Source organism: Brevibacillus thermoruber 423 (assembly GCF_000454065.1).
In the GTDB taxonomy this organism is placed as follows: domain Bacteria; phylum Bacillota; class Bacilli; order Brevibacillales; family Brevibacillaceae; genus Brevibacillus; species Brevibacillus thermoruber.
The window spans coordinates 39,665-62,598 of sequence record NZ_KE695653.1 but is presented as its reverse complement, the minus strand read 5'-3'; the positions used below and the strand labels follow the sequence as shown (position 1 = coordinate 62,598).

Annotated in this window: 21 protein-coding genes; 18 read left to right on the top strand and 3 right to left on the bottom strand. The window is 59.0% G+C overall.

The window, feature by feature from the left end:
- Window positions 1-78 precede the first annotated feature (78 nt).
- From M516_RS0117605 to M516_RS0117595, 3 genes are all read left to right on the top strand, one after another.
- A complete protein-coding gene (locus M516_RS0117605; protein ID WP_029100284.1) occupies window positions 79-888 on the top strand; it encodes a basic amino acid ABC transporter substrate-binding protein in 810 nt (269 codons plus the stop codon).
- Window positions 889-977: 89 nt separating this feature from the next.
- The gene (locus tag M516_RS0117600; RefSeq protein ID WP_029100283.1) at window positions 978-1,652 is read left to right on the top strand and encodes an amino acid ABC transporter permease; all 675 of its coding nucleotides are present in this window, start codon (window positions 978-980) and stop codon (window positions 1,650-1,652) included.
- A gap of 94 nt (window positions 1,653-1,746) precedes the next feature.
- The gene (locus tag M516_RS0117595; RefSeq protein WP_029100282.1) at window positions 1,747-1,944 is read left to right on the top strand and encodes a cold shock domain-containing protein; all 198 of its coding nucleotides are present in this window, start codon (window positions 1,747-1,749) and stop codon (window positions 1,942-1,944) included.
- A 77-nt stretch (window positions 1,945-2,021) separates the two neighbouring features.
- Here M516_RS0117595 and M516_RS0117590 read toward each other — a convergent pair whose 3' ends face one another.
- The gene (locus M516_RS0117590) at window positions 2,022-3,074 is read right to left on the bottom strand and encodes an HD-GYP domain-containing protein (protein ID WP_029100281.1); all 1,053 of its coding nucleotides are present in this window, start codon (window positions 3,072-3,074) and stop codon (window positions 2,022-2,024) included.
- 204 nt (window positions 3,075-3,278) lie between these two features.
- Here M516_RS0117590 and hpf point away from each other — a divergent pair, with 204 nt between their 5' ends.
- The 5 genes from hpf to M516_RS0117560 all read left to right on the top strand — a co-directional run bounded on the left by hpf (window position 3,279) and on the right by M516_RS0117560 (window position 9,528).
- Complete coding sequence (gene hpf / locus M516_RS0117585) at window positions 3,279-3,839, top strand: ribosome hibernation-promoting factor, HPF/YfiA family (RefSeq protein ID WP_029100280.1); 561 nt, start codon at window positions 3,279-3,281, stop codon at window positions 3,837-3,839.
- 423 nt (window positions 3,840-4,262) lie between these two features.
- A complete protein-coding gene (gene secA2 / locus M516_RS0117580; RefSeq protein WP_029100279.1) occupies window positions 4,263-6,785 on the top strand; it encodes an accessory Sec system translocase SecA2 in 2,523 nt (840 codons plus the stop codon).
- A 257-nt stretch (window positions 6,786-7,042) separates the two neighbouring features.
- Window positions 7,043-7,555 (top strand): hypothetical protein, encoded by a 513-nt coding sequence (locus M516_RS24435; RefSeq protein WP_152523427.1) that lies wholly within the window; start codon window positions 7,043-7,045, stop codon window positions 7,553-7,555.
- Between the two features lie 107 nt (window positions 7,556-7,662).
- Window positions 7,663-8,776 (top strand): peptide chain release factor 2 gene (prfB, locus tag M516_RS0117565; RefSeq protein WP_141669699.1). Its coding sequence is split into 2 segments (ribosomal slippage): window positions 7,663-7,743 and window positions 7,745-8,776, totalling 1,113 coding nucleotides; the frame shifts between segments, so codons are not numbered across the junction.
- 11 nt (window positions 8,777-8,787) lie between these two features.
- Window positions 8,788-9,528: a glycerophosphodiester phosphodiesterase gene (locus tag M516_RS0117560; RefSeq protein ID WP_029100277.1), complete on the top strand. Its 741-nt coding sequence runs from the start codon at window positions 8,788-8,790 to the stop codon at window positions 9,526-9,528.
- Here the strand turns inward: M516_RS0117560 and M516_RS26020 are convergent.
- Both M516_RS26020 and M516_RS26015 read right to left on the bottom strand, forming a co-directional pair.
- Window positions 9,511-10,041, bottom strand: coding sequence for an ATP-binding protein (locus tag M516_RS26020; protein WP_238551001.1), 531 nt, complete (start codon window positions 10,039-10,041; stop codon window positions 9,511-9,513). The genes M516_RS0117560 and M516_RS26020 overlap by 18 nt on opposite strands.
- Before the next feature lie 12 nt (window positions 10,042-10,053).
- Window positions 10,054-10,938: a PAS domain-containing protein gene (locus M516_RS26015; protein WP_238551000.1), complete on the bottom strand. Its 885-nt coding sequence runs from the start codon at window positions 10,936-10,938 to the stop codon at window positions 10,054-10,056.
- A 136-nt stretch (window positions 10,939-11,074) separates the two neighbouring features.
- Between M516_RS26015 and M516_RS0117550 the strand changes: the two genes are divergently transcribed.
- The 10 genes from M516_RS0117550 (at window position 11,075) to M516_RS0117505 (ending at window position 22,888) form a co-directional block, all read left to right on the top strand.
- Window positions 11,075-11,344 (top strand): YciI family protein, encoded by a 270-nt coding sequence (locus tag M516_RS0117550; RefSeq protein WP_029100276.1) that lies wholly within the window; start codon window positions 11,075-11,077, stop codon window positions 11,342-11,344.
- Window positions 11,345-11,428: 84 nt separating this feature from the next.
- Window positions 11,429-11,791, top strand: coding sequence for a cytochrome c551 (cccB, locus tag M516_RS0117545; protein WP_029100275.1), 363 nt, complete (start codon window positions 11,429-11,431; stop codon window positions 11,789-11,791).
- Window positions 11,792-12,000: 209 nt separating this feature from the next.
- Window positions 12,001-13,041 (top strand): N-acetyl-gamma-glutamyl-phosphate reductase, encoded by a 1,041-nt coding sequence (gene argC, locus M516_RS0117540; protein WP_029100274.1) that lies wholly within the window; start codon window positions 12,001-12,003, stop codon window positions 13,039-13,041.
- A gap of 13 nt (window positions 13,042-13,054) precedes the next feature.
- Entirely contained in the window at window positions 13,055-13,855 is an 801-nt protein-coding gene (gene argB / locus M516_RS0117535; protein ID WP_029100273.1) for an acetylglutamate kinase, read from the top strand.
- A gap of 59 nt (window positions 13,856-13,914) precedes the next feature.
- Complete coding sequence (locus M516_RS0117530) at window positions 13,915-15,096, top strand: aspartate aminotransferase family protein (RefSeq protein ID WP_029100272.1); 1,182 nt, start codon at window positions 13,915-13,917, stop codon at window positions 15,094-15,096.
- A 238-nt stretch (window positions 15,097-15,334) separates the two neighbouring features.
- Window positions 15,335-16,441, top strand: coding sequence for a carbamoyl phosphate synthase small subunit (locus M516_RS0117525; protein WP_029100271.1), 1,107 nt, complete (start codon window positions 15,335-15,337; stop codon window positions 16,439-16,441).
- Window positions 16,434-19,670 carry a carbamoyl-phosphate synthase (glutamine-hydrolyzing) large subunit gene (gene carB, locus M516_RS0117520; protein WP_029100270.1) on the top strand — a complete coding sequence of 1,079 codons (3,237 nt, stop codon included), beginning with the start codon at window positions 16,434-16,436 and terminating at the stop codon, window positions 19,668-19,670. The genes M516_RS0117525 and carB overlap by 8 nt, the downstream gene beginning before the upstream one ends.
- Window positions 19,615-20,586: an ornithine carbamoyltransferase gene (gene argF / locus M516_RS0117515; RefSeq protein WP_029100269.1), complete on the top strand. Its 972-nt coding sequence runs from the start codon at window positions 19,615-19,617 to the stop codon at window positions 20,584-20,586. Before carB ends, argF begins: the two co-directional genes overlap by 56 nt.
- Window positions 20,587-21,018: 432 nt before the next feature.
- Entirely contained in the window at window positions 21,019-21,570 is a 552-nt protein-coding gene (locus M516_RS0117510) for a DUF5317 domain-containing protein (protein WP_029100268.1), read from the top strand.
- The gene (locus M516_RS0117505; protein WP_029100267.1) at window positions 21,554-22,888 is read left to right on the top strand and encodes an HD-GYP domain-containing protein; all 1,335 of its coding nucleotides are present in this window, start codon (window positions 21,554-21,556) and stop codon (window positions 22,886-22,888) included. The genes M516_RS0117510 and M516_RS0117505 overlap by 17 nt, the downstream gene beginning before the upstream one ends.
- Window positions 22,889-22,934 lie beyond the last annotated feature (46 nt).

The following is a 22,934-nucleotide window of genomic DNA, read 5'->3' as shown; positions in this document are numbered from 1 at the left end:
GAAGCGACCGTTATCTCGATGTGGACAGCGCTGGGGAAAAGCAAAGCAGAGAGATACAGACAAGGGGGTTATTCAAACATGAGGCGCGGAAACAAATGGTTGATGTCGCTGGTGCTGACGGTTGGGGTCGGTCTGCTGGTATCCGCCTGTGGTACGGGTGACAAGCCGGCGGCAAGCGGCAGCGGTTCCTCGGGAGGCGGCGGTGCGGCGGAAAAAGTGTACGTGGTCGGTACCGACGCGGCGTATCCGCCGTTTCAGATGATGGAGGCGGACAAGATCAGCGGTCACGACATCGACGTGATGAATGCCATCGCGGAAGCCGCCGGGTTCAAGATCGAATGGAAAAACACCGGTTGGGACCCGCTCTTTGACGGACTGGACAGGGGGACCGTGGATATCGGGATTTCGTCGATCACGATTCGCGAGGACCGCAAGCAAAAGTACGACTTTTCTGAACCCTATTTTGAAGCCAACCAGTTGATCCTCATTCCGGAGAACTCTCCGGTCACCAAGCTGGCCGACCTGAAAGGCAAGAAGATCGGCGTGCAGGCGGCGACGACCGGCGAATTGGTCGTGCAAAAGGCGTTCGGCAACACCTATGAGGGGCTGAAAGGCTACGACGACATGCCGTCCGCGATCGACGACTTTTACAACGGACGCGTCGACGCCGTGGTGGGCGACGACGGCATGATCAAGTACTACGTCAAGAAATTCAAGGACAAGAAGTTCAAGATGATCAAAGACGATTCCTTTGAAAAAGAGTATTACGGCATCATTGTGAAAAAGGGCAATACGGAGCTGTTGAACAAGATCAACGCGGGTCTGAAAACGATCAAGGAAAACGGAAAACTGCAGGAAATCTACAACCGGTACTTCGGTAACGAGTAAACAGCGCGACCGGCCGGGTACGTCGTCCACTGGCGTACCCGTTGCTGTTTCCATCCGGCGGAACGCATCATGTGAAAGGAGGAATCCCTCTGGATTGGAGTGTCATCTACGAGTACCGGGAGTTGTTTCTGCGCGGGATCGTGAACACGATCCTGCTGACCACCGTCGCGACGGTGCTCGGGACCTTGCTGGGACTGTTTCTCTGTCTGGGGAAGCTGTCGAAAAACGGGCTGCTGCGCATTCCCTGTGCGATTTACGTGGAGCTGTTTCGCGGCACGCCGATGCTGGTGCAGATCCTGCTGATCCACTTTGCCGTCATCCCTTCAATCTGGGAAATCTTTTTTCCGGGAGAAAACAGCCCGGAAGCGATCTACTCCGGCTTGATCGCCCTGTCCCTGAACGCCGCCGCCTACATCGCGGAGATTTTTCGCGCGGGCATTCAGTCCATCGACCCGGGGCAGATGGAAGCGGCCCGTTCGCTCGGCATGACCAAGGGCATGGCGATGCGGCTGATCGTCATCCCGCAGGCGTTTACCCGCATGCTGCCGGCGCTGGGCAACGAGTTTATCGCCCTGTTGAAGGATTCCTCGCTGACGGCGGTCATCGCCACCCCGGAGCTGAACTACGCGGCCATGAACGTGGCGAAAAACACCTTTGAGCGGTACCCTCCGTACCTGACGGAGGCGGCCGTGTACCTGGTGCTCACCCTGTTCCTGTCGCGGGTCGTCGTGAGGGGCTTGGAGAAGAAATATTCCCCCAAATAAGGGGAGATTTGACTCTTGTTTCTCTGGGTGATATAGTCATTCACAAGGGATGGACAATCCCAAGTTTTTACAAAAGAAAGGGTTGTTTTTTTCGATGCATGGCAAGGTAAAATGGTTCAACGCAGAAAAAGGGTACGGATTTATTGAGCGGGAGGACGGCGGCGACGTATTCGTGCATTACACGGCGATCCAGGCTGACGGATTCCGGACGCTGGAAGAAGGGCAGTCCGTCGAGTTTGACATCGTCGACGGCGACCGCGGCCCGCAGGCGGCTAACGTGGTGAAGCGCTAATCGCCAATTGCAAACGCTTACCTGACGGGAAAGCGAATCCCCCTGGTCCATGGAACAGACCGGGGGGATTTTTTCTATTACGCGATGATGGACTGGATGTGCAGGGAGCGGTGCTGCCGCAGATCGAGATAGTCGTCGCCGCGGCGGACCAGAGGGCGCATCGGTTCGTCCGTGTGGATCATCACCACTTCCACCTGCTCGCCGTTGTTCAGGCAGGCGCGGGAACCGACGTAGAGCATGACGACGTAGTGGATGAACCGGGTGACGATCTCCGGGTTCAGCTTGCCCTCGCAGGCCGACTGCCAGAGGACGTTGGACGCTTCAAACGGCGATGTCCCTTTGCGGTAGACGCGGTCGGAGCAGATCGCGTCAAACACGTCCGCGACGCTGACGATTTGGCATTCGAGCGGGATGTCCGCTTGCGTGAGACCATTGGGGTAGCCGCTGCCGTCCAGCCGCTCGTGATGCATGAGCGCACATAGCGGGATGATCTCGTCTGCCCCTTCCATGGAACGGAGAAGCTGCTCACCCAGCTTGGCATGCTGTTTCATGATGGCGAACTCTTCGTCCGTAAGTCGGGTGGGTTTCATCAGGATGTCTGGAGGCATCAGCATTTTGCCTACGTCATGCAGCAGGCCGGCCTGTCCCAGACGAACGATCTCTTCCCGGGAGCGGCCCATCAGTTTGCCGATCAGGGCGGACAGGATGCCCACGTGCAGGGAATGGCGGTAGGTGTATTGTTCCGTTCCTTCTTTTATGTATACGAAGCGGAGAAAGCCGTGCCGCTTCAATACGTCGTCCAGCAGCGGATAAAAGACCTCGTTAAACTGGTGCAGCGGAGGGATGGAGCCGTTGGCGATCTGCAGAAACAAGTGCTCCGTCTGTTTGACGGCTTCCATGTATTGGCGGGCTGCCTCTGCCTCCTGCCAGTGGATGAGAGGAGACGGCATGGCAGTAGCTTCTTCGGATTCCGCCAGGTGGACTGTTTCCACCTGGTGGGCAGACAGCAGGCGAATGTCGCTTTCGTGCAGGACCGCGCCGGCGGGCAGAAGCAGGAGACCGTATTGGTTGTACACATCCTGCGCCAGCGTTTTTCCGAGAATGGAGCGTGAAGGCTTTGCTTCTGCCATGATGGTTCCTCCCGTGCGAAGAAAGTCGGCGGCATATAATAGTTAGAATCATTATAGCACAGGGTATATTAGAAATTGTTGGCAGAAATATGTCGAATTTTGTCGGATTGTAAAGGTTTTGTAAAGGTTTTTTGAAGCGGGCGGGGAGGATTTTATCCATAGGTACGGAATAGACATAGGTAAAGACGGAAGGAGGTTTGAACCATGAAATTCAATATTCGTGGAGAAAACATGGAAGTCACCGCAGCACTTCGAGAGTATGTGGTAAAGAAAGTCGGCCGTCTTGCAAAATACTTTGAAACTCCGCAGCCTGCTGAAGCCCAAGTCACCATGAGGGTACTGCGGAACGAAGCCACCATCGAGGTAACCATTCCGCTCGGCGGAGTGATTATCCGGGCGGAAGAAACCCATGACGACATGTACGCCGCCATCGACCTGGTGGCCGAAAAACTGGAACGACAAATTCGTAAGCATAAAACCAAACTGATGCGCAAACTGCGCGTTGAGACCAACAATAAAGCCCTCCTTCGCGATAACGAATCCATTGCCGTCCTGACGACGGACGAGAACGAGGAAGATGACGTGGAGATCGACATCGTTCGTACCAAACGGTTTGACCTGAAACCGATGGACGCGTATGAAGCGGTCATGCAGATGGATATGCTGGGTCACAACTTCTTCGTCTTCCAAAACAGCGAGACCAATGACGTCAACGTGGTGTACCGCCGCAACGACGGACGCTACGGGCTGATCGAACCGAAATGACCGGGACGAGGATGAGCACCAAGGGGAGTTGCTTTCTTCTGGCAACTCCCCTTTACTTGTATCCGCTTGTTGCAATTTGATAAAATAGCTTTTTAGAGAACATAAATAGTAGAGATGCTTTTTTTCGCTAGGAACATGTGGAAGAAGTCTCCCCTGCGGGGACTCGGATGTGGCTGCGCAAGGAAGGAAATCGAGGCAGCTTTGCCACTAGGAAGCCCCCTGCGGGGACCCGGATGTGGCTGCGCAAGGAAGGAAATCGAGGTAGCTTTGCCACTAGGAAGCCCCCTGCGGGGACTCGGATGTGGCTGCGCAAGGAAGGAATTCGAGGTAGCTTTGCCACTAGGAAGCCCCCTGCGGGGACTCGGATGTGGCTGCGCAAAGAAGGAATTCGAGGTAGCTTTGCCACTAGGAAGGGGTGTCCTTATGTTAGGACTCGTGAAAAAGATTTTTGGCGACAGCAACGAACGTGAAATCAAAAAGATGTTTAAGCGCGTGGAAAAGATCAACGCGCTGGAACCGAGCATTTCGGCGTTGACCGACGAGCAGCTGCGCGAGAAGACGACGGAGTTCAAAAACCGCCTGGCTCAAGGAGAGACGCTGGACGATATTCTCAACGAAGCGTTTGCCGTGGTGCGCGAGGCCTCCAAGCGCGTGCTCGGCATGCGCCACTTTGACGTACAGTTGATCGGCGGTATGGTGCTGCAGGAAGGCCGCATCGCCGAGATGAAAACCGGTGAAGGGAAAACGCTCGTGGCGACGCTGGCGACGTACCTGAACGCACTCCTGGGCAAGGGCGTGCACGTGGTTACCGTCAACGAATACCTGGCCGAGCGCGACGCGACCATCATGGGCAAGCTGTACAACTTCCTCGGCCTGACCGTCGGTTTGAACAAGGCCGGGATGAGCGCCGAAGAAAAGCGGGCCGCCTACAACTGCGACATCACGTACGGAACCAACAACGAATTCGGCTTTGACTACCTGCGCGACAACATGGTGCTCTACAAGGAGCAGATGGTGCAGCGCCCCCTGTTCTTTGCCATCATCGACGAGGTGGACAGCATCCTCATCGACGAAGCCCGGACGCCGCTGATCATCTCCGGGGCGGCCAACCGTTCCACGGAGCTGTACTACATCTGCGCCCATTTTGTAAAGCGGCTGGAGCCGGAAAAGGACTTCACCGTGGACGAAAAGCTGAAAATCGTCACCCTGACCGACGAGGGTGTGGCCAAGGTGGAGCAGGCGTTCAACATTGAGAACCTGTACGACACCGCCCACATGACCCTGAACCACCATATCAACATCGCCCTCAAGGCGCAAGTCCTGTTCAAACGGGACGTGGATTACGTGGTGCAGGACGGCGAAGTGGTGATCGTCGACGAATTTACCGGCCGTCTGATGGTGGGCCGCCGCTACAGCGATGGTCTGCACCAGGCGATCGAGGCGAAGGAAGGGCTGCGCGTCCAGAGCGAAAGCATGACGCTGGCGACAATCACGCTGCAAAACTACTTCCGGATGTACGAGAAGCTGTCCGGCATGACCGGTACGGCCAAGACCGAGGAAGAAGAGTTCAAGAAAATTTACGGTCTGGACGTGGTGGTGATTCCGACCAACAAGCCGGTCATCCGCAAAGACCTGCCCGACCTGATCTTCAAAACGGAAGCGGCCAAGTACCGCGCCGTCGTCAACGACATCGTCGAGCGGCACAAGAAGGGGCAGCCCGTGCTCGTCGGGACCATCTCGATCGAAAACTCGGAGCGTCTCTCGCAAATGCTGAAGCAAAAAGGCGTGCCGCACAACGTCCTGAACGCCAAGCACCACGCTCGCGAGGCGGAGATCGTCGCCCGTGCCGGCCAGTACGGCGCCGTGACCATCGCCACCAACATGGCGGGCCGCGGTACCGACATCCAGTTGGGCGAAGGCGTGGCGGAGCTGGGCGGCCTGCACATCATCGGTACCGAGCGGCATGAAAGCCGCCGGATTGACAACCAACTGCGCGGCCGTGCCGGACGTCAGGGGGACCCAGGTTCCTCCCAGTTCTTCCTCTCCCTGCAGGATGAGCTGATGCGCCGCTTTGGTGCAGACAACATCATGAACATGATGGACCGCCTCGGCATGGAAGAAGACATGCCGATCGAGAGCCGGCTGGTGACGCGTGCTGTCGAGTCCGCCCAAAAACGGGTGGAGGGAGCCAACTTCGACGCGCGGAAAGTGGTTCTCCAGTACGACGACGTGATGAACCAGCAGCGCGCCGTTATCTACAAGCAGCGCCGCGAGATCCTCGAGCAGGACAACCTGGACGAAGTCGTGCTTAAGATGATCCACAGCGTCATCGACCGCAACGTGGAAGCCTACTGCCCGCAGGAGGAGGTTCCCGAAGACTGGAACCTGCAAGGGCTGGTTGAGGTGGCCAACAACACCTTCCTGCACGACGAGACGATTACCGTCTCCATGCTGAAGGGCAAAGAGGCCGAGGAAATTGCCGAACTGCTGAAAAACGAAGTGGCGAAGCAGTTCGAGAAGCGCAAAGCGGAAATCGGCGAGATGATGAACGAGTTCGAGAAAGTGGTCGTGCTGCGTGCCGTGGACAGCAAGTGGATGGACCACATCGACGCGATGGAGCAGCTGCGTCAGGGAATTCACCTGCGCGCGTACGGCCAGAACGATCCGCTGCGCGAGTATCAGTTTGAAGGATACGAGATGTTCCAGAACATGATCGCCTCCATCGAGGAAGAAGTGGCGATGTACATCATGAAGGCGGAGGTCAGCCAAAACCTGGAGCGTCAGGAAGTGGTGCGCGGCCAGGCGGTCAATCCGGCCCAACTGCAAACCTCCGGCCCTTCGGAGCGCCCCGTGGGCGAGACGTCCGGCGATGCGGAGCCGAAAAACCGCGCCCAGCGCCGCGCGGAAGAACAGGAACGCCGCCGTCAGATGAAGCGAGGCCAGTAATTGCTAATAGAGAACGCTGCGCATAGCAAACCGCTCTTCCCGTGTCGGGAGGAGCGGTTTTTTTCTCCCCGTCTCCCTGCGGCTAGACAGCATTCGCCCGTTTCTGGTGCGCCTCGCCGAAGAGGTTTGGCGGTTTTGTCTAACACTGGAAAAAAGCATCGAACGATTCTCGTGGAAAAACCAGGCAAAATGAATACAATCGGAAGTACACCACTTTTACCTGGAAATCATCCACACGAGAGACGGGGGAATGAACCATGAGAACGTCGAGTAACGTGATGGGCATACAAGGGAAGCTGATGCTGGAGCGTATTGCGGCCACGCTGGATGCGGTCCAGGCCGGTCACCAGCAGAAACCGGCCTACCTGCTGGCCGACAGAAAGATACAGATGGACAAGCCGGAAACTGACGAGGGAGAAAGACAGCCGGAGGTGGTGTTTGCCGCGAGGGACGTCGTCTACCTCGATGAAAGGCTGACGCGAGAAATTCCGGAACCCAATTGGTCAAAAGCGGCGCCGGCGGGGTGCGTCATCCCGGACAAGGCCGGTGCAGCGGCCGGATTCCGAGCGTACGGCGGACACAGCGGTGCGGCGGGGATGTGCACATGCGTCCAAGCCGCCGGAGGATGGACGCAGCAGGCGGAGCGCCTGCAGGCCGCGGACAGGTGGGCGGTACCGTCCGGAGGGAGCGTGCTCGTTCATGCGGGAAGCGGGGACATGGGGAACGCCCCGCAGGACGTCCGATCGGCGCCCGCCCCGCCGGAGGGGTAACGACGTGCTGACGCCTCTGCCACGCCCGAATCGACGTTGTCCGGTTGCGAATCCGCCGATTTGCGGTACAATGTAACATAGCACAAGGAAGAGAAGGTGATTCGCACATGGCATTGATCGACATTGCGGACGTCAAGCAAGAGATGTCCAGTATGGCTAAGCGATTAGCGGATATCAGGGGGTCTCTTTGACCTCCCTGCGAAACAGGAACGAATCGGCGAGCTGGAGGAGCGGATGCTCGCTCCCGACTTCTGGGATGACAACGACGCCGCGCAAAAAACCATCAGCGAACTGAATGCGCTCAAAGGCCTGGTGGAGACCATGGCCAAACTGGACGCCCAGTACGAGGACCTGCAGGTGATGCTGGAGCTGGTCATCGAAGAAGGCGACGAATCGATGATCCAGGACCTGTACGAGAGCGCCCAGGCGCTGAAAAAAGAGTTTGAGAGCTTTGAGCTGGAGCTTTTGCTCAGCGACCAATACGACAAGAACAACGCGATTCTGGAACTGCACCCGGGCGCGGGCGGCACCGAGTCCCAGGATTGGGCGTCGATGCTGCTGCGCATGTACACCCGCTGGGCGGAGTCGAAGGGCTTCAAGGTGGAGACCCTGGACTACCTGCCGGGTGACGAGGCCGGCATTAAGAGCGTCACCCTGCTGATCAAGGGGCACAACGCCTACGGCTACCTGAAATCGGAAAAAGGGGTGCACCGCCTCGTGCGGATTTCTCCGTTCGACGCTTCGGGCCGACGCCACACCTCGTTCGTCTCCTGCAATGTGCTGCCGGAGATTGAGGAAGACACCGACGTGGAAATCCGTCCCGAGGATCTGAAAATCGATACCTATCGCTCCAGCGGCGCGGGCGGTCAGCACATTAACACGACCGACTCCGCCGTCCGGATCACGCACCTGCCGACGGGGATCGTCGTCACCTGCCAGACGGAGCGCTCCCAGATCAAAAACCGGGAACGGGCGATGAAAATGCTGGCAGCCCGCCTGTTTGAGCGGAAGCGGGAAGAGCAGGAAAAAACGCTGCAGGCCATCCAGGGCGAGCAGAAGGACATCGCCTGGGGAAGCCAAATCCGTTCGTATGTCTTCCACCCGTACAGCCTGGTGAAAGACCACCGCACCAACGTGGAGGTCGGCAACGTACAGGCCGTAATGGACGGGGAGATTGATCCGTTTATCGACGCCTATCTGCGTTCGCAGATCAAGCGATAGGAGGAGTCGCGATGGCCGGCAGACCCTCGATTGTGGCACACCGGGGCGCTTCCGCCGACGCGCCGGAAAACACCCGGGCCGCGTTCCTGCTGGCGATGGAGCAGGGAGCGGACGGCGTCGAGCTGGACGTGCATCTGACGGCGGACGGCCGTCTCTGTGTGATTCACGATCACGTGTTGGACCGCACGACCACCGGTACGGGACTGGTGGGAAGCAAAACGATGGCGGAGCTCGCCGGGCTTTCGGCCGGGGCCTGGTTTTCCTCCCGCCACGCGGGCGAGACGGTGCCGGAGCTGGCGGACGTCCTCCCGCTGTTTCCCGCCGGAGCGGTGGTCAATGTGGAGATCAAAAACGGGCCTGTCTGGTACGACGGAATCGGCTCGGCCGTCGCAGAACGGCTGAGCCCCTGGAAACACAAGCTCTCGCTGATCGTCTCCTCGTTTGACCACAAGGTCTTGGAGGAGGTACATCGGCGAGAGCCTGATTTGTGTCTGGGGCTGTTGTACGAGGCCGTCCTGTACGATCCGGTGGGCTATCTCCGCCGTCTGCCGTACCCGGTGGGGTCCCTGCACGTGTGGCATCACCTGGTCACATCCGAACTGGTCCACGCTGCTCATGCCGCAGGGGTGAAGGTGCTGGCGTACACGGCAGACCGGGAAGAGGACGTCAGAAGGCTGGTCGCGTGCGGAGCCGACGGGATCATTACCAATGCACCCGGTGCCGTCGTCCGTCTGTTACGGGCAGAAGTCTGACATCGGCAGCCGGATCTCCACCGTGGTGCCTTTCCCCACCGTGCTGTGGATGGCGATGGAACCGCGGTGTTCACGAATGATTTTGTGGCTCACCATCAGGCCGAGGCCTGTTCCTTGTTCTTTGGTACTGTAAAAGGGCTCGCCCAATTTGGGGATCATCTCCTCGGGGATGCCGTCTCCTTCGTCGATGATCCGGACCACCACTTCGGCCGTACCCTCGGCCGACACGTCAACCGTGAGCGTTCCTCCGTGCGGCATGGCTTCCATGCCGTTTTTCACGATGTTGATGAATACCTGCTTGATCTGGTATTCTTCGCAGGTGATACAAGGGGCGGCATCGGGGAACCGGGTCTGGATGGTTACGTTTTTCAGATTGGCCTGCGGCTCCAGCAGCTTGATCACGGTTTGCAGGAGCGGCAGCAGGTCGTGCCGCTGATAGCGCAGCGCCTGGGGCTTGGCCAAAAGCAGCAGTTCGCTGGTGATAAAGGTGATCCGTTCGATCTCCGACAGCATGATGCGCAGATACTAATCGTTGGTCGACTGCTCCGTCTGCAAAAGCTGGATAAAACCCTTCAGCGCGGTAAGCGGATTGCGGATCTCGTGGGCGATCCCCGCCGCCAGCTCCCCCAGGACGGACAGCTTGTCCGAGTTGCGCAGCATGTCTTCCGTCCGCCTGCGCTCCGTGATGTCCCGGCCGATGACCACCACATGTTCCACTTCTCCGTTGGGGCCGATGACCGGCCTCCCTTTCACTTCAAACAGCAGGGTCCGCCCGTCCTGATGCCGGTACAGGTACTCCTTTTCAACCGGCCGCTTGCTTTCCACCATCTGCCGATAGGATGCTCTGGCTTTTTCCCGTTCGTCCGGATGCAGCAGGGAAAAACAAGGGAGATTCAAAAGCTGTTGCGGCGCAATGCCCAGCACGGTAAGGTGCGAGGGGGAGGCGTATTGAATCACGCCGTTCGTGTCGGTGATCCGGATCAGGTCCATTACGTTTTCAGAGATGAGCCGAAAATTTTTTTCCATTTGGTGCAGGGCCTCTTCGGTCCGCTTGTATGCCGTGATGTCCTTGGCGATTGCGTACCGCCCGGCCACTTTTCCGTTGTCGAAAATGGGAAAACTGGTCACACTGATTTCGATGAAATGGCCGTGTTTATGTCGAAGGAAATAATGGCGGTTTTTGCGGACTCCGTCATAGAGAGCTTTGACCATCTCTTCGACATGATTGCCGTCCGTTTTGCGCGAGAGTATGTCCCAGATCTTTCTGCCGAAGAGCTCGTCTGCAGCGTATCCCGTAAGCGCTTCCCCGGCCGGATTCACACTCGTAAACCCGCCTTCCATGTCAACCGTAAAGACAGCGTCAGGATTGTTCTGAAACAGGGACGTATAAAGTTGTATCTGCCTTCCCATTATCTACCGCCTTTCTTGTTGCTCCTCCTTCAATCGTTCGCTGTTTTCGTGGAAAATCCTACTTCTTCGACCGAATGAGTTGTCGAAATTGTGCTATACTTCCAGTGACAAGTCGTTTGATAAAGGAGAGGACGTCATGCTGTACGTTGCTGTGCTGACGATTGTTGACCAGGAACTGAACGCCAAGGTGCGCCCGGCCCACCTGAGCTACCTCAATGACCTCTACAAGCAGGGGAAAGTGGTCATGGCCGGACCGTTTACGGACAAGCGAGGCGGAATGGTCATCTACAAAGCGGAATCGCCCGAGGAAGCGCGCCGCCTGGCGGAAGCGGACCCGGTCGTCAAGGAGGGCGCCCGGACGCTGGAACTGCGGGAGTGGAGCCCGCTGGAACTGCCGCTGGCGTAGACGGATTCCCTGTGAGCGGAAGAATGATTTGTTCCGGGCGGAGGCATACTTAGCGAAGAATACTCATACAAAGGAGGGAACAGCATGAAGCGTTTCCCGTTTGCCATCCTTTCCATCGCGCTTGTATTCTTCCTGGATGCCTGTGCCACCGGCGGCAAACAAGCACAACCGCCCGCCGGGCAAAAACCCGCGACGGAAACACCCGCCGCTCCATCGGGCCAGTATGATGCCGCGACAGCCGAAACGTTGTTTAAAAACAACTGTGCCAGCTGCCACGGTCAGAATCTGGAGGGGGCAGTCGGCCCCAACCTGACGCACGTGGGAGGCAAATACACCAAGGAACAAATCCTGGAAATCCTCAAGAACGGGAAGGGGAGTATGCCAGGCGGACTGGTCAAGGACGGAGATGCCGAAACCGTTGCCGCCTGGCTGGCCGACAAGAAATAGCACGTGCGCGAAGCGTCCGGCGAATGGCCGGGCGTTTTCTTTTTGGTGACCGCTTGGGGACCGCCCAACGAACGGATACACGGAGCGGCGGCATCGGGGCAGAGGGCGGGAGCCGTAAGCGGGGGCGAGATTTTTAGGGGAGAAGGGTTGCCATCTGATTGAATTTTTATTATGATTCATGTATAAAAATACAAGAGAGGGAGAGAGCTATGATCCGGGTCGGGATTGTCGGGGCGACCGGTTACAGCGGCGTGGAGTTGATCCGTCTGCTTGCCGGCCATCCCCATGTGCAGGTGGCCAATCTGTATTCCAGTTCGACGGAGGGAGAAGCGCTGGGCAGCGTCTTCCCCCATGTGCAGCATTACCCCCTGCCCCATCTGTCGGCGATCGACGCTGAGAGGATGAGCGCCGACAACGACGTGGTGTTTCTGGCCACGCCGGCCGGCGTCAGCGCGGAACTGTCGCCGCAACTGCTCAAGCGCGGCGCCAGGGTAATCGATTTGTCGGGCGATTTTCGCCTGGCGAGCGGGGAACTGTACCGGCAGTGGTACAAACGGGAGCCGGCTCCCGATGAGTGGCTGGATCGGGCGGTGTACGGCCTGGCGGAGTGGAATGCGGAGCAGGTGGCCGGTGCGCAGTTGGTGGCTAATCCTGGCTGCTATCCGACGGCTGCGCTCTTGGCGCTGATTCCGTTGGCACAAAGCGGGTGGGTCAACCCCCGCAGTTGGATCGTCGATGCCAAGTCAGGGGTGTCGGGAGCGGGCCGCGGCGTCTCCCAGGGGGTTCATTTCAGCGAAATCAACGAAAGCATTCACGCGTACAAGGTGGCCCAGCACCAGCACACCCCGGAGATTGAACAGGAGCTGTCCAGAAAGGGCGGCGTGGAGCATGTGGTCCAGTTTACGCCCCATCTGGTGCCGATGACACGGGGGATTCTGGTCACCGCCTACGGACAGTTGGAGCGGGCGGTGAGGGCGGACGACGTGCATCAGCTCTACCGGTCGGCGTATGAAGGCAAGCCGTTTGTCCGGCTGCGAAAGCCGGGGAGCCACCCGCGGACCAAAGAGGTGTACGGTTCGAACTATTGTGACATTTCCGTCCATGTGGATGAGCGGACGGGGCGGGTTATCGTGCTTTCCGTCATCGACAACATGGTCAAAGGGGCGGCGGGTCAGGCGGTCCAAAACATGAACCTGATGTTCGGCTGGCCGGACGCGACCGGATTGCCGCTGGTGCCGCTGTTCCCGTAGAGGAGGATGTGACATGCAAGGCGTAGTGGTCATCAAGTGCGGAGGCAGCACCATGGATCTGCTGCCCGACGCGTTTTTTCAAGCGGTCGCCGACCTGCAGCAGGCCGGCCGGCGGATTGTCATCGTGCACGGCGGCGGTCCGGCGATCAACAGCATGCTGGAGAGGCTGGCCATCACTCCCCGGTTTGTGGACGGATTGCGCGTCACCTGCGAAGAGACGCTGCAGGTGGTGGAGATGGTATTGTGCGGGCAGATCAACAAGCGGCTTGTGCGCCGGCTGACGCAGGCGGGAGCCAGGGCGTGGGGCGTCAGCGGAATTGACGGCGTAATGCTGACGGCAGAGCGGACGCCAAAACCGCTCGGCCTGGTCGGCGAGGTGAAAGGGGTGGACACGTCCATCCCGGCCGCCATCCTCGAACGCGGCTACGTGCCGGTGATTGCGCCGCTGGCCGTGAGCGCAGACGGCGCGGAGACGTACAACGTAAACGCGGACGTGGCGGCGGGGGCGATCGCTGCCGCCCTGGCGGCGGAGCGTCTGGTCATGGTGACCGACGTGCCGGGCATCCTGCGCCCCGATCAGGACGGCGCCAAGACGCTGGTGGCGGAGACGAATGCGGAAGAGATCGGACAGATGATTGCGGACGGCGTGATTACCGGCGGCATGATCCCGAAAGTACAGGCCGCTCTGGACGCCCTCTCGCAAGGCGTATCCCGGGTCGTCATCTGCCGGGGAACGGCGGAAGAGCTGCGGGCGGTATGCGCCGGGCAAACGGCGGGAACCGCGATCAAGGCAGGCGTCCCAAAAGGCGCGTAATGGGCGCCGCGCGTAAAGTACACGCTTCAAGCAAGGAGCGTAAAAGGAGGAATCGTAACATGAGCACAGTGGCTGCCCCCCTGCATCTGATGAATACCTATTCAAAATGGCCGATCCGCCTGGTCAAGGGAGAGGGAAACCGCGTCTGGGACGACCAGGGCAACGAGTATCTCGACTTTGTCTCGGGGATCGCCGTCACCTCGCTGGGACACGTTCACCCCAAAGTGACCAAACGGCTGCACGAACAGTTGGACACCTTGTGGCACTGCTCCAATCTGATGCACGTTCCCCAGCAGGAGGTGCTCGCGCAGAAGCTGTGCGGCCTGTCCGGCCTCGACCGCGCGTTTTTCTGCAACAGCGGCGCGGAAGCCAACGAGGGACTGATCAAGCTGGCCCGGCGTTACGCGCAAAAAGTAAAAGGCACCGGACGATACGAGATCATCACGTTTCAGCAGTCGTTCCACGGCCGGACGCTGGCTACCCTGACCGCCACGGGGCAGGACAAGGTGAAGGACGGATTTGGCCCCCTGCCGGACGGGTTTGTCACCGTGCCCTACAACGATTTGGAGGCGGTGCGCGCCGCCGTCACGGAGAAGACCTGCGCCGTCATGCTCGAACTGGTGCAGGGGGAAGGGGGCGTACACCCGGCGGAAGAGCCGTTTGTGAAGGGGCTGCGCCAACTGTGCGACGAGCACGGCCTGCTGCTTTTGGTCGATGAAATCCAGACCGGCATCGGACGCACGGGCACCTGGTTCGCTTTCCAGCAGTACGGGATCAAGCCGGACGCGATCTCGCTGGCCAAGGCGCTGGGCAACGGGTTCCCGATTGGCGCCGTGGTGGCGACCGAAGAGGCGGCCCAGGCGTTTGCCCCCGGCACCCACGGCACCACGTTCGGCGGCAACCCGCTGGCGATGACCGCAGCCATCGCCACGCTGGAGACGATGGAAGAAGAGCGCGTGCTGGAACGGGTGGGCGGCCTGCATCGACAACTGGTGAGCGGACTTGAGAAATTGCGGGCGGAATATCCCGGCAAAGTGACGGCCGTGCGCGGCAAGGGGCTGCTCTTGGGCGTGGAAGTGACGGTGCCGGCGTCGTCCGTCGTCGATTACGCCCGTGAAAAAGGCGTACTCGTCCTGCTGGCCGGTCCCCAGGTCGTCCGCCTGCTGCCCTCGTTTGTTACGACCGAGGAAGAAGTGAACCGGGTGATAGCGGTCCTCGGCGAGGCGGTGGAGAAGTGGTAAGGAAAAGCGGTCCAATGCCGGGGGCGCGGCCGAAATCGCAAGGCGGTGCGGCCCGGCTTGGCGGCCGATGCGGGGGAACGGGAATGGATCGGGCACATGCATGCAGCGAGTCGGAAAGCGGCTTTCTGATCCCGTTGAAAAACTCGTTGCATTTTTATAATTCTAAATGTATATTAATACATGACGTTGCATAAATTTTCGTGAGAGAGTGCCCTTTGGAGAGGAGTGGCTTTCATAGATGAACGGAGAGAAACAAGGGTTGGGGCCCGGATATTTGACACTGGAGAACGGTGAGGTATTCGCCGGGACGCTGTACGGTGCCCCGCTGACAGGATACGGCGAAGTGGTTTTTCATACAGGGATGACGGGATACCAGGAAGTGATGACCGATCCGTCCTTTGCGGGGCAGATCGTCACCTTCACGTACCCGCTGATCGGCAATTACGGGATTAACGACAAGGATTACGAAGCGGCAAAGCCCGCCCTGTCGGGAATGGTCGTCAGCGAGCTGTGCCTTGCGCCGAGCCACTACCTGTCCCGCCGCACGCTGGCGGAAGCGGCGGAGGCGTTTGGCTTCCCGATCCTGGCCGGGATCGATACGCGGACGATTACCAAGCGGGTGCGCCAGTCGGGCCCGCTGTTCGGCGCGATTGCCGACCGGCCGCTGAGCGTGGAGGAGGTGGCGGCGCTTGGCTCCGCGCATCGGAAAAAGTCGCTGGTCGCCGACGTCTCCAGCCGCCACATTCAGCGCTACCCCGGCAATCAGGAACACGTGGTGCTCGTCGATCTGGGCATGAAGCAGTCGATTTTGGAATCGCTTTTGGAGCTGGGCTGCCGCGTGACGGTCGTGCCGTTTGACACCCCGTTTTCGCAGATTCAGGCGCTGCAGCCGGACGGCCTGCTCTTTTCCAACGGGCCCGGCGACCCGGCCGACCTGCTCGCCTACTGCGGCGAGTGGCGGAAGGCGGCGGAACTGTATCCGACGCTGGGCATCTGCCTGGGACACCAGGTGCTGGCGCTGATGTTTGGCGCCAAGACCGAAAAGCTGGCCTACGGACACCGGGGCAGCAACCATCCGGTCAAGGAACTGGCCACCGGGAAAGTCTACATGACCTCGCAAAACCACGGGTACGTGGTGAAGGAAGAAACCCTGGACAAACGGCTGTTGACCGTGACGTACCGCAATGTCAACGACCGGTCGGTGGAAGGGCTGTGCCACACCTCCCTGCCGATCATGAGCGTCCAGTTTCACCCGGAAGCGCATCCGGGTCCAAATGACACGTCGCACGTTTTTCACCAATTCTTGCAGTCGATGCGCGTAGTGGGAGCGAAGAGATATGCCTAAATTGCCGCACATTCACAAAGTGTTGGTCATCGGGTCGGGGCCGATTGTCATCGGCCAGGCGGCGGAATTTGACTACGCCGGGGCGCAGGCCTGCCTCTCGCTGAAGGAAGCGGGGGTGCAGGTCGTGCTGGTGAACAACAACCCGGCCACGATCATGACGGACGAACAGGTAGCTGACAAGGTGTATCTGGAGCCGCTCACGGTGGAGTCCGTGACGGCGATCATCGCCAAAGAGCGGCCGGACGGCCTCCTGCCCACGCTGGGCGGACAGACGGGGCTCAATCTGGCGGTCGCCCTGGCCGAAGCGGGGGTGCTCGCCCAATACGGGGTGGAACTGCTGGGCACGCCGCTGTCCGCCATCCAGAACGGGGAAGACCGGGAGCTGTTCAAGCAGTTGATGAAGCAGATCGGCGAGCCGGTGCCGGAGAGCGCCACCGTGGAGTCGGTGGAAGCGGCCGTCGCGTTTGCCGATTCGATCGGGTATCCGGTCATCGTGCGTCCCGCCTATACGCTGGGGGGGGCCGGGGGCGGCATCGCCGACGACGAACAGTCGCTGCGCACGGTGGCGGCCCAAGGCATCGCCGCCAGCCCGATCGGCCAGGTGCTGATCGAGCGCAGCGTCAAGGGCTGGAAAGAAATCGAGTACGAAGTGATGCGGGACGCGAACGACACCTGCATCATCGTCTGCAACATGGAAAACCTGGACCCGGTGGGCATCCACACGGGGGACAGCATCGTCGTCGCCCCGTCGCAGACGCTGACCGACCGGCAGTACCAGATGCTGCGCAGCGTCTCCACCAAGGTCATCCGCGCGCTGGGCGTGGTCGGCGGCTGCAACATCCAGTTTGCGCTTGATCCGAAGTCGGATCGCTACTATCTGATCGAAGTGAACCCGCGGGTGAGCCGCTCCAGCGCGCTGGCCTCCAAAGCGACGGGCTATCCGATCGCCCGGATCGCCGCCAAGCTGGCGCTGGGCTACAACCTGGACGAAGTGCTCAACCCGATTACCGGTTATACGTACGCCAGCTTTGAACCGACGCTGGATTACGTCGTGGTGAAAATTCCCCGCTGGCCGTTTGACAAATTCCCGCTGGCCGACCGTCAGTTGGGCACGCAGATGAAGGCGACCGGCGAAGTGATGTCGATCGCCCGCAACCTGGAAGCGGCGCTGCTCAAGGCCGTCCGCTCGCTGGAGCAGGGCTGCACCCACCTCGCCCGTCCCGAGCTGGCCGCATGCAGCCGGGACGAGCTGGTCGGCCTGCTGCGGGACGCGACCGACGTCCGCCTGTTTGCACTGGCCGAGGCGATCCGCAAAGGGTTCGACGAGGACGAACTGCACGCCCTGACCGGCATCGATCCGTTTTTCCTGCGAAGCGTGGGCCGGATCGTGGCGCTGGAGAAGCAGTTGGCAAAGAGCGGAACGCTGACCGTCGAGTTGTTGGCGGAAGCGAAGCGGCGCGGTTTTGCCGACGAGACGATCGCCGCCCTGACCGGCCGCACGGCGGCTGAGGTCAAAGCGCTGCGGAATCAGGCCGGCATCCAGCCGTCGTACAAGATCGTGGACACCTGTGCGGCCGAGTTTGACGCCCAGACGCCGTACTATTACTCCGATTGGCAGGGGTGCGACGAAGTGGAGGAGCTTGCCGGGCGCAAAGTGCTGGTGCTCGGCTCCGGCCCGATCCGCATCGGACAGGGGATCGAGTTCGACTACTGCTCCGTTCACGCGGCCAAGGCACTCAAGGCCAAGGGCATCGCCGCCGTCGTCGTCAACAACAACCCGGAGACGGTCAGCACCGATTACGAGACGGCCAACCATCTGTATTTTGAGCCGCTGCACGTGGAAGATGTGCTGCACGTGGCGGAGCGTGAAGGGGTGGACGGCGTCATGGTCCAGTTCGGCGGCCAGACGGCGATTAACCTGGCGGCCAAGCTGGCTGCCGCCGGCCTGACCGTGCTCGGCACGTCGCTGGACGCGATCGAACGGGCGGAGGATCGCGAACGGTTCTACGCGATGCTGCGCAAGCTGGAGATTCCGCACATCCCGGGCAAAGGGGTGTCTTCCCTGGAGGAAGCGGCCGCCGTGGCGGCGGAGATCGGCTGCCCGGTGCTGCTGCGTCCGTCCTACGTGATCGGCGGCCAGGGCATGGTGGTCGCCCATGACGTCGAGGAGCTGTCGGCCACGATCACGGAGTGGCTCAACCACCCCGACAGCCGCGCCTTTTTCCCGCTCCTGGTGGACAAATTCGTCCCCGGACGGGAAGCAGAAGTGGACGCCGTGTGCGACGGCGAGTCCGTGCTCATCCCCGGCATTTTTCAGCACGTGGAGAAAGCGGGCATCCACTCGGGCGACAGCGTGGCGCTCTTCCCGGCTCCGGATTTGTCCGAGGGCGTCAAACAGACGATCGCCCGGTACACGGAGGCCATCGCCCGCGAGATGGGGGCGGTCGGGCTGATCAACATTCAGTTCGTGATTCACGGCGAGACGGTCTACGTCCTGGAGGTAAACCCCCGCGCGTCGCGGACCGTGCCGATTACCAGCAAAGTGACCGGCATCCCCATGGTGGAACTGGCCGTGCGCGCCCAACTGGGCGAAAAACTGGCCGGCATGGGCTATGGGACCGGGCTGTTGCCGGACATTCCGTTCGCCGTCGTCAAGGCGCCCGTCTTTTCCACCGTGAAATTGAGCGGCGTCGACCCGGCCCTGGGACCGGAGATGAAATCGACCGGGGAAGTGCTGGGACTGGGGCGTACCTTCCCGGAAGCGGCGGGCAAGGCGTTCGCCTTTAAAGACAGCGTGCACCGCCCGTGGCAGAGGGGGCAGGTCTGCTTCCTCTCCCTGGCCGATGCCGACAAGACGGACGACGTGCTGCCGGCCATCCGGAAGATGCAGGAACAGGGCGCGGTCTGGGCGGCCACATCGGGAACGGCTGTCTGGCTGGGCGCAAACGGCTTTTCCGTCACGCACGTGGTCGCGGACGAGCGGGATCTGGCAGCGCTGCTGCAAACGGAAACCGTAGCCTTTTCGCTCATCACCGCCACCAAGGGGAACCGGCGCGGCCGCAGCGGTTTTGCTCTGCGGAGCCGGCTGGTCCAGCAGGGGGTTCCGCTGTTCACTGCCGCGGAGACGTTTGCGCTGTACGTGGAAGCCATTACGGAGAAAAGAGGTGACGGGCATGCAGCCTGTGAAGATATTGGATCACTTTGCAAGCGAGCAATTGGCCAGTTGTAAAGGAAAAGACCTGCTCCGCGTCGATGAATTCAGCGGAGAGGAGTTGACTCAGCTCCTGCATTTTGCCGCCTATCTCAAACAGCGGCAAAAAAGCGGTCAGCCGTATCAGCCGCTTAAAGGGAAGACATTGGGGATGATTTTCGACAAGTCGTCAACGCGGACCCGCGTTTCCTTTGAAGTGGGCATGTACCAGTTGGGCGGCATGAGCATGTTTCTGAGCGGCAAGGAGCTGCAGCTCGGACGCGGCGAACCGATCAGCGACACGGCCAAGGTGATGTCCCGCTACGTCGACGCCATCATGATCCGCACGTTTTCCCACGCCGGGGTGGAGGAGCTGGCCGAACACGCCAGCATTCCGATCATCAACGGCCTGACCGACCAGTTCCATCCGTGTCAGGCGCTGGCCGACATGCTGACGATCTGGGAGCACAAGGGCACGCTGCAGGGCGTCAAGCTGGCCTACGTGGGCGACGGCAACAACGTCGCCAACTCGCTCGTGCTGGCGGCCGCCCTGCTGGGCCTGGACGTGCGCGTCGCCACGCCGCCGGGCTATGAGATGGACGCCGACATCGTGAAGAAAGCGGCCGCGTATGCGCTGGCCAGCGGCGGCCGGGTGGTCGTCACGCACGATCCCGCCGAAGCGGTGAACGGCGCCGACGTCATCTACACGGACGTGTGGACCAGCATGGGCTTTGAAGCGGAAAACGAGCAGCGCCTCAAGGATTTTGCGGCCTATCAGGTAAACGAGCAGCTCGTCCAACACGCCGATCCCGGTTACCTGTTCATGCACTGCCTGCCTGCGCACCGCGGAGAAGAAGTGTCGGCCGGCGTGATTGACGGTCCCCACTCCGTCGTCTTTGACCAGGCGGAAAATCGCCTCCATGCGCAGAAGGCTGTCTTGGCAGCGTTGTTGTGAATATAGTTCTAGGAAAATTTTACCATTCAGAAATTGAAGCTATTAGACTATGAATCTATGATTGCCGAAATTTGTCATGAACGTGTAAAATATAGGTAGGAAGCGCGATGAAGTACAGACTGTATCTGGTCGCTTGGTCTGTATGGAGCCAGTAGCGAATCCGCCCTCTTTTCGAACGGAAAGAGGAAAGAAGAGCACAGGCTGTATGTGGTCGCTTGGCCTGTGTGTCCACAAGTAGCGAAACCAGCTTTCTCCACTATGTAAAAGGGGGGAATTGGAATGAAAAAATGGTTCGTTGCTGTCTTGCTGGTAGCCGGTATTGTTGCTGCAACTTCTGCTAATTATCACATTGGTTAATAATTTCAATGGCAAGGGAAAAACACCGCTTGACTGAAAAGTGGTGTTTTTTCCTTACCGTCTGGGGGATTTTGTATGTTGCTGGATGTCATTCTTCTCTCTTTTCTGATTGCGCTGCTCAGGGGAGGAAAACTAAAAGAAATCCCTACATTTAAAGGAATAATGATGCTGGTTGCCAGTATTGCGCTGCAGATTCTCTCCGCATTTGTTCCCGCGTACGGGGGTATTTTTGTCTCCGCAGCTTATTTGTTTATTCTGGGTTTTTTTCTCATGAACCGGGAATTTGAAGATATCCGCATTCTCATGGTCGGCTGGTTTTTAAATGCGATTGTCATTTGGACGAACGGCGGGAGAATGCCCATTGATCTGGAACAAGCCAAGAAACTGCCCTACGACCTCACTCCGGTACTCAACGGCACCGACTTTAAGCATACGGTCTTGACAGAGCAAACGGTTCTGCCCTTTTTGTCCGATATTATTTATATGCCGTCCATTATTCCGAGGGTGATCAGTATCGGTGATATTTTTATTATGTTAGGGGCATTTCTGCTTGTTCAGCGCTTGATGAACAAGCCGATCTCGTTACTTCAACTTCGAGAAGGTAAAAGTTATGCGACAAAGAGCTGAGAAACGATACATTTTGAAAGGATTACTGGTGATTTTGGGGTTTACCGTTTCCGGTATCCTCATCATTTTGAACTCCCTGCCTTACTGGGAGCCCAGAGAAAACTGGGAAATATTGATTTCCTATGTACTTCTCACCATCATCTCTTCATTTGCGCCCGTCAGGACGTTAAACTATATACTCACACTTAACAACGCCGTTATTTTTTCAGGGATACTGCTCTTCGGTGCGTGGGTCGGAATCTGGTCGGCCGTTATTGAGGCTTTGATTTTATCCGTCCTTGTCAAACCCAATCCCTTAAAAGCTGCCGCCAATTTCGGACAAATTCTGCTGACGATATGGGCTGTAGATGTTCTGAAAACGGCGTGCAATGTGCTTCCCGTTCCCACCATGATCACGGATGTAATCCTGGTGGTAGCGTATTGGTTTATTAACATCATGCTTTGCGGATTAGGAATTTCCTATTTTCATAAGTCGAAATGGATACCGACAGTAAAAAATTTGGCGAATGGAACAACGCTTACCTACTTGCTTTTGTTGATTCTCGGCGGCGTCAGTGCACGCCTGGTTGAAACGTTTGGGCTATCCGCCATCGTACCGATGATGGTCGCTTTTGTCCTCATGAGTTTTGTCTTTTATCAATACTACGATAGTCTTACAAAACTGCGCCAAAAAATGGACGAGATCAAATCCTTCAACCACAAATTCCTCACCGCCATGGCCGCTTCCATCGATGCCCGTGACCATTACACGAGCGGCCATTCCCAGCGGGTGGCCCATTGGGGACGGGAGATCGCCCGGGCGATCGGGCTGCCGGAGGAGAAGGCGGAGGAGGTTTATTTTGGCGGGATTTTGCACGACATCGGCAAAATCGGCATTGAGGATCAGATTCTCAACAAACGTGGGAAATTAACACCGGAGGAGTACGACAAGATCAAGCAGCACACGGTGATTGGATATGAGATTATCCTGCAGGCGGGCATGTTTCACGAGCTGCTGCCGGCCATCCGTTCGCACCATGAGCGAATCGACGGCAAGGGCTATCCGGACGGATTGGTCGGCGAGGAGATTCCGCTGATGGCCCGCATTCTGGCCATCTCTGACGCCTTCGACGCGATGGTGGCGGACAGGCCGTACCGCAAAGGGCTGCCGGTAGAGGAGGCCCTGCAGGAGATCAGCCGTGGGGCGGGGACGCAGTTCGACGCCGAACTGGCCTATCATTTCATACGCATCATCAGGCAGCTGCCCCGCGATGAATTGGAAACGATCATTCGGCAGGACGCGCAGCCGCAAAGGCATCTGCAGGAGGTGGCCCGATAGGGGACCCTCCTGTTGACGCTTCACGAGCAGTCCCCGGTGCTCGGAC